A 12,650-nucleotide genomic window follows, 5' to 3' on the forward strand; every position below is an offset into this window, starting at 1 on the left:
CTGTTTTTATATCCAATATTGTGGATGTCGATAAGACTAAATTTCCCCTCACCTTTCTTGAAATTTCGTCAAAAAATTGTATGATTGTACAAATTAATTAGTTTTTGGGAGGAATTCATCATGGGAATGCATGAATATCTAAAAAGTTTAAGTGACCTTGAAATGATTAACCGTGCTCCAGGATATTTTAAATTTGAGGAACACAATGTGGCTGCCCATTCATTTAAGGTAACGCAAGCAGCCCAAATGCTTGGTGATATTGAAGAGCAAGCCGGAAATGAAATTGATTGGCGTTCTTTATATGAAAAAGCTCTTAATCATGACTATACAGAGCGTTTTATTGGTGACATTAAAACGCCGGTAAAGTATGCTACTCCTGAATTGCGCTCAATGCTGGCGCGGGTTGATAAATCATTAACAGAAAACTTTATTCAATCTGAAATTCCGGCTGAGTTCCGGGCAGCTTATGAACGGCGATTTGCGGAAGGTAAAGATGATACTTTAGAAGGTAAAATCCTCGCAGTTGCTGATAAGATTGATCTTATGTATGAATCATTTGGTGAGATTCAAAAAGGTAATCCTGAACCAGTTTATATGGATATTTATAAGTCGAGCTTGACAGCAATTATGGATTTTCGTGATATGGCTAGTGTCCAGTATTTTCTTAAGAAGATTTTGCCAGAATTATTAAAAGATAATGCAGATGGTAATGCGAAAAACCAATTAGCGATTATTACTACCCAAATTATTCAACAATAATCTATATTTTAGGTGTCTCTTTACCAAATAGTTGATTTTTGCAAACGCTTTCTTATAATAGAAGTAGAAGGTAAAAACTAACAAGGTAAAGGGAGGCGGCAAGGATGACACCAAGTTTATTTGCAGGAACATTTGCAATTTTAGTATTATGGTTAATCGTTGATATTATCTGGGAATTGAGTCGACCAAGAGACATTGTAATGCGGCGCCTTTGTGCTTGGCTTAATCTTATTGCGATTATTGGTGGTTTTTCCGTATTTTATGGAGTAACCCATTTTGATAATGCTAATCTTGTTCCATGGTTTATTTGTTTGAATTGGATTAATGTTGTTGCCGCGGGTTTACAATTTTACTTTGGTTACTTTCGGCATAGTTAAATGACAAATAAAATATTTTAAGAAGTGAGTGAAAATGGTCTTGTTTGGAGAGATTATTTTCCACTCACTTTTTTACTGTAAATTTATAGACGAATACATGTTTGGGTGATAAACTAATAACAGTAAATAATAAATAGTTAGTGATAAGTGGGATGCGGTAATTTATGAAGTTGCGATTCCACTTTATTTTATTTAACTGCGACGTAAGGGAGGAAATTCTTTTGATTTACCGGCAACCAGATAAAAAATTTGAACTAGTGTCAGAGTACAAGCCAACCGGCGACCAGCCCCAAGCAATTAATCAATTGACAAAGGGGATTGAAGATGGTGAAAAAGCTCAAATCTTATTAGGGGCAACGGGAACTGGAAAAACATTTACGATCTCAAATGTGATTGCTAATGTCAATAAGCCAACTTTGATTCTTTCCCATAATAAGACCTTAGCTGGGCAACTCTATGGTGAAATGAAAAAATTCTTCCCTCATAACGCGGTTGAATATTTTGTTTCCTACTATGACTACTATCAACCGGAAGCATATGTTCCATCAAGCGATACTTATATTGAAAAAGATGCGTCAATTAATGATGAGATTGATAAGCTGCGGCACTCTGCCACCACTTCCTTGTTGGAACGAAATGATGTAATTGTCGTTGCCTCTGTTTCTAGTATTTTTGGATTAGGGGATCCTCGCGAATACCAAAATAGCGTCCTTTCTTTGCGTGTTGGTCAAGAGATTGAACGTGATCGATTGTTGACCGAACTGGTTAATATTCAATTCGATCGCAATGATATTGATTTTCAACGGGGACGTTTCCGCGTTCGTGGTGATGTAGTTGAAATCTTTCCGGCGTCGCGTGATGAACGGGCATTGCGGGTTGAATTCTTCGGGGATGAAATTGACCGGATTCGTGAAGTTGATGCGCTGACAGGCGAAGTGATTGGTGACCGGGACCATGTTTCTATCTTCCCGGCGACTCACTTTATGACTAATGAAGAAGTCATGGATCGGGCATTGCCACAAATTGAAGCTGATATGAAGAAACAGGTAAAGAAGTTTACTGATGAGGGAAAACTTCTTGAAGCAGAGCGGATTCAGCAACGGACAACTTATGATATTGAAATGATGCGTGAGATGGGCTACACCAATGGAATCGAGAATTATTCGCGTTACATGGATGGTCGAAAGCCCGGCGAACCTCCCTATACTTTATTAGATTTCTTCCCTAAAGATTTCTTATTAGTTGTTGATGAGTCCCACCAAACTATGCCGCAAGTACGGGGAATGTATAATGGGGACCGGGCGCGGAAACAAATGTTAATTGATTATGGGTTCCGCTTACCGAGTGCGCTTGATAATCGACCATTAAAACTACCAGAATTTGAACAACATGTTAATCAAGTTGTATATATGTCTGCAACTCCTGGCCCATATGAAATGGAACAGACAGACCACGTTGCTCAGCAAATTATTCGACCGACTGGGTTGCTTGACCCAACAGTCGAAGTTCGCCCAGTAATGGGACAGATTGATGACCTAGTTGGTGAAATTAACAAACGGATTGAGAAAAATGAACGTGTTTTTGTTACGACCTTGACGAAAAAGATGTCCGAAGACCTTACGGATTATCTAAAGGATATGGGGTTAAAGGTCAAATACCTTCATAGTGATATTAAGACTCTTGAACGGACGCAAATCATTCGTGATCTCCGTCTTGGCAAATTTGATGTTCTTGTTGGGATTAACCTCTTGCGGGAAGGCCTAGATGTTCCAGAAGTATCCTTGGTCGCCATTCTTGATGCCGATAAGGAAGGCTTTTTACGTAATGAACGTTCCCTTATTCAGACGATTGGTCGCGCGGCCCGGAATGAGAATGGGGCAGTAATTATGTATGCTGATACCGTGACTGACTCGATGCAAAAGGCAATGGATGAAACAAAGCGGCGACGGACGATTCAGATGAAATACAATGAAGAACATCACATTACGCCGCATACAATCATCAAGCCAATTCAAGAAGCAATTACTGTTACTAAGAAAGCGACGGATGAAACTGAAGCAGATAACAGCGCTGAATTTACTGACAAAGATTTTGCAAAGTTGGATAAAGAGGCCCAAGCAAAGATGCTTGATGAATTAACAGAGCAAATGCGCTCTGCTGCTAAACGCCTTGACTTTGAACAGGCTGCTACGCTTCGTGATACGATAATGGAATTAAAGACAAAAGCAAAAAAATAGAGGAGGGATTATTTCGTGGCAAATGATAAGATCATAATTCATGGGGCACGGGCTCATAACCTAAAAAACATTGATATTACTATTCCGAAAAACAAGTTAGTCGTTGTAACTGGTCTGTCGGGTTCTGGAAAGAGTTCTTTAGCTTTTGATACATTATACGCAGAGGGACAACGACGCTACGTGGAAAGCTTATCGGCTTATGCGCGGCAATTTTTAGGCCAGATGGATAAGCCAGATGTAGATTCAATTGACGGGTTATCTCCAGCAATTTCAATTGACCAAAAAACAACATCCCATAATCCGCGTTCAACGGTCGGAACCGTGACTGAAATTAACGATTTTCTCCGCTTGCTATGGGCACGGGTTGGTACACCAATTTGTCCGAACGATAATATTCCAATTACTAGTCAGTCACCAGAACAAATGGTGGATCGGGTACTAGAGTTGCCTGAACGGACACGCCTGCAAATTCTTTCACCAGTTGTTCGCGATAAAAAGGGAACACAAAAGAAAGTCTTTGAGACAATTAAGCGTGAAGGATTTGTCCGGGTTCAAGTAGATGGCGAAACTTATGACCTTGATTCAGTCCCTGAACTAGATAAAAATAAAAAACATACAGTTAATGTCGTGATTGATCGAATTATCATCAAAGAGGGAATTAGGTCGCGGCTATTTGACTCCTTTGAATCGGCTCTCCGCTTAAGCGATGGTTATGCAATTGCTGATGTGATTGGGGGAGACCCAATTCCATTTTCTGAACAATATGCTTGTCCAATTTGTGGCTTTACAGTTGGTGAATTAGAGCCACGGTTATTTTCCTTTAATGCTCCTACTGGTGCTTGTCCAGAATGTGAAGGGTTAGGATTGAAGCTCGAAGTAGATATTGATTTAGTAGTTCCTGACCAAACAAAGACCTTAAAAGAAGGGGCAATTGTTCCCTGGAATCCAATCTCATCGCAATACTATCCACAAATGTTGGAACAATTCTGCAAGTCGGTTGGTATTGATATGGATACGCCGTTCAATAAGTTGTCTAAAAAGCAACAACAACAGATTTTGTACGGTAATGGTGAAATACCATTCCACTTCCATTATGAGAATGACTTTGGGGGCATTCGGGATGTCGATGTGCCATTTGAAGGTGTTATCAATAATATTAGCCGACGTTACCGGGAGACTAACTCAGATTTTACAAGAGAACAAATGAGAAAATATATGACTGAGCTTCCGTGTCCGGTTTGTCATGGTTATCGGCTAAACCAGCGGGCCTTAGCAGTAAAGATTGATGGGCGAAATATCGGTGAAGTTTCCGCTTTATCAATTAGCGATTCTCTTGAATTCTTCAAGAACATTAAACTTTCTGCACAAAAAAATGAAATTGCTAAGCCGATTTTAAAAGAAATCATTGATCGATTAACCTTTATGAAAAATGTTGGTGTTGAATACCTAACTTTAAGTCGTTCAGCCCGAACTCTTTCAGGGGGAGAAGCTCAGCGGATTCGGTTAGCAACCCAAATTGGTTCTAATTTATCAGGAGTAATGTATGTTCTTGATGAGCCGTCAATTGGACTTCATCAACGAGATAATGACCGTTTGATTGAATCGTTAAAGGCCATGCGCGATCTCGGCAATACGCTGATTGTCGTAGAGCATGATGAAGATACAATGCGCGCGGCTGATTACATTGTCGATATTGGCCCTGGAGCTGGTGAAAACGGAGGCCAAGTGATGGCTGCCGGAACTCCTAAGCAAGTTATGCGATCACGGAAGTCGTTAACTGGCCAATACTTATCAGGAAAGAAATTTATTCCGGTTCCTCAAGAGCGCAGAATAGGTAACGGTAAGAAAATTACTATTACAGGAGCCGCAGAAAATAACTTAAAGGATATTACAGTTGATTTTCCGCTTGGTGAGTTTATTTGCGTAACGGGTGTTTCTGGTTCAGGAAAGTCAACTCTTGTTAATATGATCCTCAAAAGGGTTTTGGCACAAAAACTGAATAATAATTCAGCAAAGCCTGGCAAGTACAAGTCGATTAGTGGAGTTGAAAATATTGAGAAAGTTATTAATATTGATCAATCGCCAATTGGTCGTACTCCACGAAGCAACCCTGCAACTTATACGGGAGTCTTTGATGACATTCGTGAATTATTTGCCCAAACCAACCAAGCTAAAATGCGTGGGTATACTAAGGGGCGTTTTAGCTTTAACGTTAAGGGTGGGCGCTGTGAAGCCTGCCGTGGAGACGGAATTATTAAAATCGAGATGAACTTCTTGCCAGATGTTTATGTGCCATGTGAAGTTTGTCATGGAACACGTTATAATTCTGAAACGCTTGAAGTGGAATACAAAGGCAAGAATATTGCTGAGGTTCTTAATATGACTGTTTCGGAAGCCCTGGACTTCTTTAGCGCAATCCCTAAAATTAAACGTAAATTGCAAACCATTGAAGATGTTGGGCTTGGCTATGTTCACCTTGGTCAACCAGCAACTACTCTTTCAGGTGGGGAAGCTCAACGAATGAAATTAGCAGCTGAACTTCACCGTCAGTCTCACGGTAAGAGCTTCTATATTTTAGATGAGCCAACTACTGGATTGCACATGGATGATATCAAACGCTTATTAGCTGTCCTGCAGCGGTTAGTCGATGCGGGAAATACTGTTTTAGTAATTGAGCATGATTTAGATGTTGTAAAATCAGCGGACTGGTTAATTGACCTTGGCCCTGAAGGAGGAGCTGGTGGAGGTAATGTTGTCGCCACTGGAACGCCAGAGCAAGTAGCGGAAGTAAAGGGAAGCTATACTGGTAAATATTTAAAAGAGATGCTCGAACGAGATCAAAAGTGGGCAGAAGAACGAGAAGCTAAGCAAAAAAAGTAGTTGCAATCTAATTCTTCTAATGGTATTCTAATAAAAATCAAAGTACACGAAACGAGGGAAAAGAAATGTTATTTTTTAATAATCAAAATCAACAGTTTTCTTCCTCCTCAGCCTCTAACTCTATTAAGGCTGAGTGATTTTGGTGTACCCAATCAATAGGTTTATACAGACTCGGGTTCTCTATTAATCATTTGGCGTGACCAAATTGCATTAATAGGTGATATCCCGGGTTTTTATTTTGCCTAATATTAAGAATGGAGGAATGATGATGAATCAACAGCCAACAGATGAATTAAAAAGGTCGCTTGGATTCTGGTCCGCTATTTCGATTGTTATTGGGACAATTATTGGATCGGGAATATTCTTTAAACAAGGATCTGTTCTTGATAGTGCTGGTACATCTACTCTTGCAATAGCAGCCTGGGTATTTGGAGGAATTATTACTTTAACTGGTGGATTAACAGTGGCGGAAATTGGTGCCCAAATGCCATATACTGGGGGACTATATGTCTATATTGAAAACTTGTATGGCCGCCTTTTAGGATTTTTAGCCGGGTGGATGCAAGTAATTGTTTATGGGCCAGCAATTATTGCTTCGGTTGCCGGATTTATGAGTATTTTAATGGCAAACTTCTTTGGTTTAGGAACCCAGTGGCGGATACCTTTAGCAGTGATTACAGTGATTGCCATTGGCGTAATGAACCTTTTTGAAAATAAAGTTGGCGCAATTTTTTCGATTATCACGACTGCTGGAAAAATGATTCCAATTGCGGCAATTATTATCTTTGGTTTGTTCTGGGGGCATCAAGATGCTTTTGGTCAAACGGTTACCGAAATTCACCAATCAACTGGTGGGTTTGGGGTAGCAGTTTTAGCAACCTTATTTGGTTATGATGGTTGGATTTTAATCGCAAACCTTGGGGGAGAAATGAAAAATCCCCAAAAATTATTGCCACGAGCTATTATTTTAGGGATTACTGCTGTTCTTATTATTTATACTTTAATTACTGTTGGGATTTTGAAGTTCCTTCCAGTTAACACTATTCATCGGCTAGGCGAAAATGCAACTGCATACTTAGCAGTGAAAGCTTTTGGAGCAATTGGAGGAAAACTGCTGTCAGCCGGAATTATTATTTCGATGATGGGGACTTTAAACGGGAAAATGATTACTTTTCCCCGGATTGTATACGCAATGGCGCGTCGTCATGATTTGCCATTCTCACGCTATCTCGCATATATCACGCCAAAGGGTAAGTCACCAGTAGTCGCAACGATGTTTATTATCATTCTTGCAACGATTATGATGTTCTTCTTTGACCCTGATCACTTGTCAGATTTGTGTGTGTTTACTGTTTATTGTTTCTATCTTTTAGCATTCTTTGGGATCTTCATTTTAAGACATAAGAATAAGGGACCGCGCCCATTTAGCACACCGCTTTACCCCTTAGTGCCAATTATTGCAATTGCTGGTGGAATCTTTGTCCTCGTAAGTGAAGTTATGAATGATCCAGCTGGTGTAATTCTTTTTATCGGAATCGTCATTGTAGGATTGCCAATCTTATATATTGTTAAACGAATGGATCAACGACGGATGCATTAATATTTAAGGCTGAGTTTGACTTGGCCTTTTTTGTTGCTCAAATAAGACACACCCGGCCTGATGTGATAAAATAGTTGGGTAGCTGTATGCGAAAAGAGGAACTAGTGATGGTAGATAAAAAATTAAAAGTAGTAATTATTACAGGGATGAGTGGTGCGGGGAAAACCGTTGCCGTTCATAGCTTAGAAGATTTAGGATATTTCGTAATTGATAACATGCTTCCTGGATTGGCAGAACGTTTTGTTGATGTGATAGAAGATTCGAGAGAGTTTGATAAAATCGCCATGGTAATGGATATGCGTTCACGCGGATTTTACGATGAGGTTTTACCAAACTTTGAAAAACTGAAAAAACGAGCTGATTTAGATGTGAAACTACTCTTCTTAGATGCTAATGACGTCACGTTAATTTCACGTTATAAGGAAACAAGACGTTCTCACCCCTTATCTCCACAAGGTCGGATACTTGATGGAGTAGAATTAGAACGGAAGCTTTCAACCGATCTTAAGAGCCAAGCAGATATAGTAATTGATACCACTAATGTGACACCACGAAATCTAAAGTTAAGGCTTAATAAATTATTCGGACATGGTGAAGGTAATGACTTTTATGTTGAAGTAATGTCGTTTGGGTTTAAATATGGGTTGCCACTTGATGCGGATATCGTAATGGATGTTCGTTTCCTTCCTAATCCATTCTATATTCCAGAATTAAAGCACTTAACGGGAAATGATCCAGCTGTTCAAAATTATGTTATGCAGAGTCCGCTGGCTAAGGAATTTTACCAGCATTTACGGTCGCTCTTAGAGATTGCTCTTCCAGGTTACATTAAGGAGGGAAAGAGCAGTTTGACAATTGCAATTGGGTGTACGGGTGGTCAACATCGGTCAGTAACTATTGCTAATAAATTATCCGCTGATTTAAAAGAAAAAGGATATAAAGTAAATACTTACCATCGCGATATTGAGAAGGCAAAGTAAAGAGGAGTTTTAATTATGTTGCATAAACCAAAGATTGTAGTAATTGGTGGGGGGACTGGTTTACCAGTTGTCCTTCGCGGATTGCGAGATCAAAACGTTGATGTTACGGCAGTCGTAACAGTAGCTGATGATGGTGGTTCTTCAGGAATTTTACGAAATTATATTAATGTGGTTCCACCTGGTGATATTAGAAATGTTTTAGTTGCGTTATCAGAATTGCCTGATCTCGAACTTGATATTTTCCAATACCGATTTAGGAGCAGTGATCAGTTCTTTGCTGGTCATGCGATTGGTAATTTAATTATCTCTGCTTTGTCTGAAATGAAGGGTGGTATTTTTACCGCTGTTCAAGAGTTGTCAGAAATGATGAAGATTAATGGACATATTTATCCTGTTGCCAATGAGCCGTTGACCTTAAATGCTGAATTTACAGATGGGACAAAGTTAAGTGGTGAATCGGAAATAACGGCTGCCCATAAGCAAATTAAACGAGTCTGGGTAACACCTTCTAAAGATAATGACGGTCATCCCGCTCGTCCTGTATCAGAGGTCATAACAGCAATAAAGAATGCAGATCAAATCGTTCTTGGTCCTGGAAGTTTATTTACTAGCATCCTGCCAAACTTGATGATTTCTGAAGTAGGGCAGGCCGTTTGCGAAAGTAAGGCTGAAGTTGTCTATATTTGCAATATTATGACGCAAAAGGGTGAAACGGATAATTTTACCGATGCTGATCATGTGCGGGTATTAAATCATCACCTTGGGAAGAATTTTATCAATACGGTCTTAGTCAATATTCAACCTGTTCCAGAAAATTATCTTGATTTTCAGGAATGGAATGAAATTTCTCAACCAGTTAAGCATGATTTCCAAGGGCTACGAGCACAGCATTGTCGCGTAATTAGTTCGAATTTTCTGCGGCTAAAAGACAATGGTGCCTTCCATGATCGCGATAAAGTTGTAGCAGAATTAATGAATCGAATTCACCAGGTTCACGAGTAGTTAGGAGACTGATGCTAGATGTCATATGCAAGCGAAGTAAAGAAAGAATTAACGGGAATCACTGTTCATCGGGATAATGCAAAGGCGGAATTGATGGCCCTTATTCGGATGAACGGGTCGATTGGCATTGCTGACCACCAGTTGGTACTGAATGTTCAGACCGAAAACCCAGCAATTGCACGGCGAATCTATTCACTGTTAAAACAATTTTACGGGGTAGAAAGTGAAATCGTGGTTCGTCGTAAAATGAAATTAAAAAAGAATAACCAATATATAGTTCGCTTACGCTATCACGCACAACATGTCTTAGATGATCTTGGTATCTTACAAAATTATCAAATCAAAGAACAAGTACCCGTAGAATTGCTCAAGGATGAATGGATGGTCCGTTCATATCTAAGAGGTGCCTTTTTAGCGGGGGGATCAGTAAATAATCCTGAAACTTCTCGCTACCACTTAGAGATATACTCCCTTTATGAGGAACATAATGAGATCATTGCTCAGATGATGAATAAATTTGGCCTAAATGCCCAGACAACCGCACGCCGTAGTGGCTTTATCGTTTACTTAAAAGAAGCCGAAAAAATCGCTAATTTTATGTCGTTAATTGGAGCAACTAACTCAATGCTTCAATTTGAGAACGTTCGAATTGTGCGAGACATGCGTAATTCAGTTAATCGATTAGTAAATTGTGAAAATGCTAACCTGAATAAGATTGCGAATGCGTCAACGCGCCAAATCGAAAATATTGAATTCATTGATTCGCGAGTAGGGCTTAGCAGCTTACCTGATAAGTTGCGGGAAATTGCAGAAACGCGATTAGCCCATCAAGAGGTTAGTCTAAAGGAATTAGGAGAATTAGTTCCTGGTGGTCCAATTTCCAAGTCGGGTGTTAATCATCGCTTACGTAAATTAAATGCTTATGCTGATGAGTTGCGTGCATCAGAGGTTAAACAATAAAAAACCTTTGAGGATGAGAAAAAATAAGCTTTTTTCTCATCCTCAAAGGTTTTATTTTATCTTCTTTAAGTGAAATTTATTTCTTATTTATACTTTCACTAATTAGCGCTAATTCAGCTGCTGCACATTCTTGATCTAATTCGTTCCAGTTAGCGGTAACGTTAAAAACGTTTAATTTATTTACTGACATTGTAACATCCTCCTTGACCTTACACCTTTGTTCTCTTTCGTCTACATCTTGTATCATACTATAATTGGTCTAAAAGTCAATCATTATAATGTCAATATTTATATAAGTTTTTTTAGAATTGGTATAGTTCAATTGCTAGAAGTACTAATGTAATAACAAAGATAATCGTTTATCAAAGTTAGATAAGATAAATTGTTAAATTATTGGAAATGACATTCACGGGATAGTTGTTTTGGATTAAGGGAGACTTGCTTTTTAAAACAATGACCGGTATAATTGGAACGTTAATTAATTTACGTTTAATATTAAAGGAGGCAAAGTAACATGCGTAAAGCACACCCATACGGCGTACAAGGCCGTCGCCCAATCGCTTCAAAGTACAAGCGAGCATTAAAAGAAAAGAAGATCGAAGCTATTCGTAAGTGGGCTAAGGAAAAGCCAGCTGAAGAAAAGTAATTCAGTCTATAAAAGCTATGCAATCCAGTGCATAGCTTTTATTTTTTAATAAAAAGAAAAAACTAAAGCATTAATTAAGAAGAATTTTAGCCTTGTTTTTTTAATTTAATTTATGATAGTCAAAAATATTTTGCAAAAAAATGTTAAATAATAGTTAAAACATTTGACCTTTTTTGACCAATCGAGTATAGTATTATTATCCGTTAGCATATAAGACTAACGAGTGCTAATTTATTAAGGAGGCCATATCATGAATTTAGTACCTACTGTCATTGAGCAATCATCTCGTGGTGAACGTGCTTATGACATCTACTCACGGCTTCTGAAGGACCGTATTATTATGCTCTCTGGTCCAATTGAAGACGAAATGGCAAATTCAATTGTTGCGCAACTTTTATTCCTTGATGCGCAAGATTCAACTAAAGATATTTACTTATACATCAATTCACCTGGTGGGGTTGTTACCTCAGGAATGGCAATTTATGACACTATGAACTTTATTAAGGCTGATGTTCAAACTATTGTAATCGGAATGGCTGCTTCTATGGCCAGTGTATTAGTATCATCTGGTGCTAAGGGTAAGCGTTTTGGATTACCACACTCACAAGTTTTGATTCACCAACCATCTGGTGGAGCTCAAGGTCAACAGACTGAAATCGAAATTGCTGCTACTGAAATTTTGAAAACACGGAAGATGCTTAACGGCATTCTTGCTAAGAATTCTGGTCAACCTATCGAAAAGATCCAGGCTGATACTGAACGTGATCATTACTTGACAGCACAAGAAGCAGTAGATTACGGCTTACTTGATGGTGTAATGGAAAATAATTCAAAATTAAAGTAAAGTGATAAATAAAAAGATCTCCAATTATTCGATCGTTTTCGAATGATGGAGATCTTTTTTGAATTATCAAAAAGGTGAGAGGAAATTAACATCTTTGTGGCAATGAGATATCTTAGAAATGAAAAAAAGAGGCTGGGAATTAACTATTAATTTTTGGTTCTCAAACAGTAAAATCCGGACTATGATTTTTGAACCGATCAAAAATCATAGTCCGGATTTTACTGTTTGAGAACCAAAAATTAATAGTTAATTCCCGGCCTCTTTTTAGTTACAAATTATTTAATTAAGATTAAAAACGATTACATCATTTATATTAAAAAATAATGAGAAAGAAGCGTTGGAATTTAGTATGAAATATAATATAA

10 protein-coding genes are annotated in these 12,650 nt (G+C 38.5%); all 10 read left to right on the forward strand.

Annotated features, from left to right (window positions below; all coding sequences use genetic code 11):
- The first annotated feature begins 120 nt into the window (after nucleotides 1-120).
- The 10 genes from LREU_RS01990 to clpP all read left to right on the forward strand — a co-directional run bounded on the left by LREU_RS01990 (nucleotide 121) and on the right by clpP (nucleotide 12,285).
- Nucleotides 121-759: a YfbR-like 5'-deoxynucleotidase gene (locus LREU_RS01990; protein ID WP_003666416.1), complete on the forward strand. Its 639-nt coding sequence runs from the start codon at nucleotides 121-123 to the stop codon at nucleotides 757-759.
- Nucleotides 760-863: 104 nt separating this feature from the next.
- The gene (locus tag LREU_RS01995) at nucleotides 864-1,136 is read left to right on the forward strand and encodes a hypothetical protein (protein ID WP_003666419.1); all 273 of its coding nucleotides are present in this window, start codon (nucleotides 864-866) and stop codon (nucleotides 1,134-1,136) included.
- Between the two features lie 221 nt (nucleotides 1,137-1,357).
- Nucleotides 1,358-3,373, forward strand: a complete 2,016-nt coding sequence (gene uvrB, locus LREU_RS02000; protein WP_012390507.1) for an excinuclease ABC subunit UvrB — start codon at nucleotides 1,358-1,360, stop codon at nucleotides 3,371-3,373.
- A 15-nt stretch (nucleotides 3,374-3,388) separates the two neighbouring features.
- On the forward strand, nucleotides 3,389-6,253 hold the full coding sequence (gene uvrA, locus LREU_RS02005; RefSeq protein ID WP_003667458.1) for an excinuclease ABC subunit UvrA: 2,865 nt from the start codon (nucleotides 3,389-3,391) through the stop codon (nucleotides 6,251-6,253).
- A gap of 268 nt (nucleotides 6,254-6,521) precedes the next feature.
- Nucleotides 6,522-7,853, forward strand: coding sequence for an APC family permease (locus LREU_RS02010; RefSeq protein ID WP_012390508.1), 1,332 nt, complete (start codon nucleotides 6,522-6,524; stop codon nucleotides 7,851-7,853).
- A gap of 107 nt (nucleotides 7,854-7,960) precedes the next feature.
- Nucleotides 7,961-8,833 carry an RNase adapter RapZ gene (rapZ, locus tag LREU_RS02015; protein WP_012390509.1) on the forward strand — a complete coding sequence of 291 codons (873 nt, stop codon included), beginning with the start codon at nucleotides 7,961-7,963 and terminating at the stop codon, nucleotides 8,831-8,833.
- Nucleotides 8,834-8,848: 15 nt separating this feature from the next.
- Nucleotides 8,849-9,835, forward strand: a complete 987-nt coding sequence (locus LREU_RS02020; RefSeq protein WP_003667464.1) for a gluconeogenesis morphogenetic factor MgfK — start codon at nucleotides 8,849-8,851, stop codon at nucleotides 9,833-9,835.
- Nucleotides 9,836-9,853: 18 nt separating this feature from the next.
- Complete coding sequence (gene whiA, locus LREU_RS02025; RefSeq protein ID WP_003667466.1) at nucleotides 9,854-10,795, forward strand: DNA-binding protein WhiA; 942 nt, start codon at nucleotides 9,854-9,856, stop codon at nucleotides 10,793-10,795.
- A 514-nt stretch (nucleotides 10,796-11,309) separates the two neighbouring features.
- Nucleotides 11,310-11,441, forward strand: a complete 132-nt coding sequence (locus LREU_RS10610; RefSeq protein WP_003666430.1) for a hypothetical protein — start codon at nucleotides 11,310-11,312, stop codon at nucleotides 11,439-11,441.
- Nucleotides 11,442-11,691: 250 nt separating this feature from the next.
- Complete coding sequence (gene clpP, locus LREU_RS02030) at nucleotides 11,692-12,285, forward strand: ATP-dependent Clp endopeptidase proteolytic subunit ClpP (protein WP_003666435.1); 594 nt, start codon at nucleotides 11,692-11,694, stop codon at nucleotides 12,283-12,285.
- Nucleotides 12,286-12,650 lie beyond the last annotated feature (365 nt).

The organism is Limosilactobacillus reuteri subsp. reuteri (assembly GCF_000016825.1).
In the GTDB taxonomy this organism is placed as follows: domain Bacteria; phylum Bacillota; class Bacilli; order Lactobacillales; family Lactobacillaceae; genus Limosilactobacillus; species Limosilactobacillus reuteri.

Bases quoted from the DNA above. Each gene is read 5' to 3' on its own strand.
- LREU_RS01990 (WP_003666416.1), top strand. From the start codon at position 121: ATGGGAATGCATGAATATCTAAAAAGTTTAAGTGACCTTGAAATGATT.
- LREU_RS01995 (WP_003666419.1), top strand. From the start codon at position 864: ATGACACCAAGTTTATTTGCAGGAACATTTGCAATTTTAGTATTATGG.
- LREU_RS02010 (WP_012390508.1), top strand. From the start codon at position 6,522: ATGAATCAACAGCCAACAGATGAATTAAAAAGGTCGCTTGGATTCTGG.
- rapZ (WP_012390509.1), top strand. From the start codon at position 7,961: ATGGTAGATAAAAAATTAAAAGTAGTAATTATTACAGGGATGAGTGGT.
- LREU_RS02020 (WP_003667464.1), top strand. From the start codon at position 8,849: ATGTTGCATAAACCAAAGATTGTAGTAATTGGTGGGGGGACTGGTTTA.
- whiA (WP_003667466.1), top strand. From the start codon at position 9,854: ATGTCATATGCAAGCGAAGTAAAGAAAGAATTAACGGGAATCACTGTT.
- LREU_RS10610 (WP_003666430.1), top strand. From the start codon at position 11,310: ATGCGTAAAGCACACCCATACGGCGTACAAGGCCGTCGCCCAATCGCT.
- clpP (WP_003666435.1), top strand. From the start codon at position 11,692: ATGAATTTAGTACCTACTGTCATTGAGCAATCATCTCGTGGTGAACGT.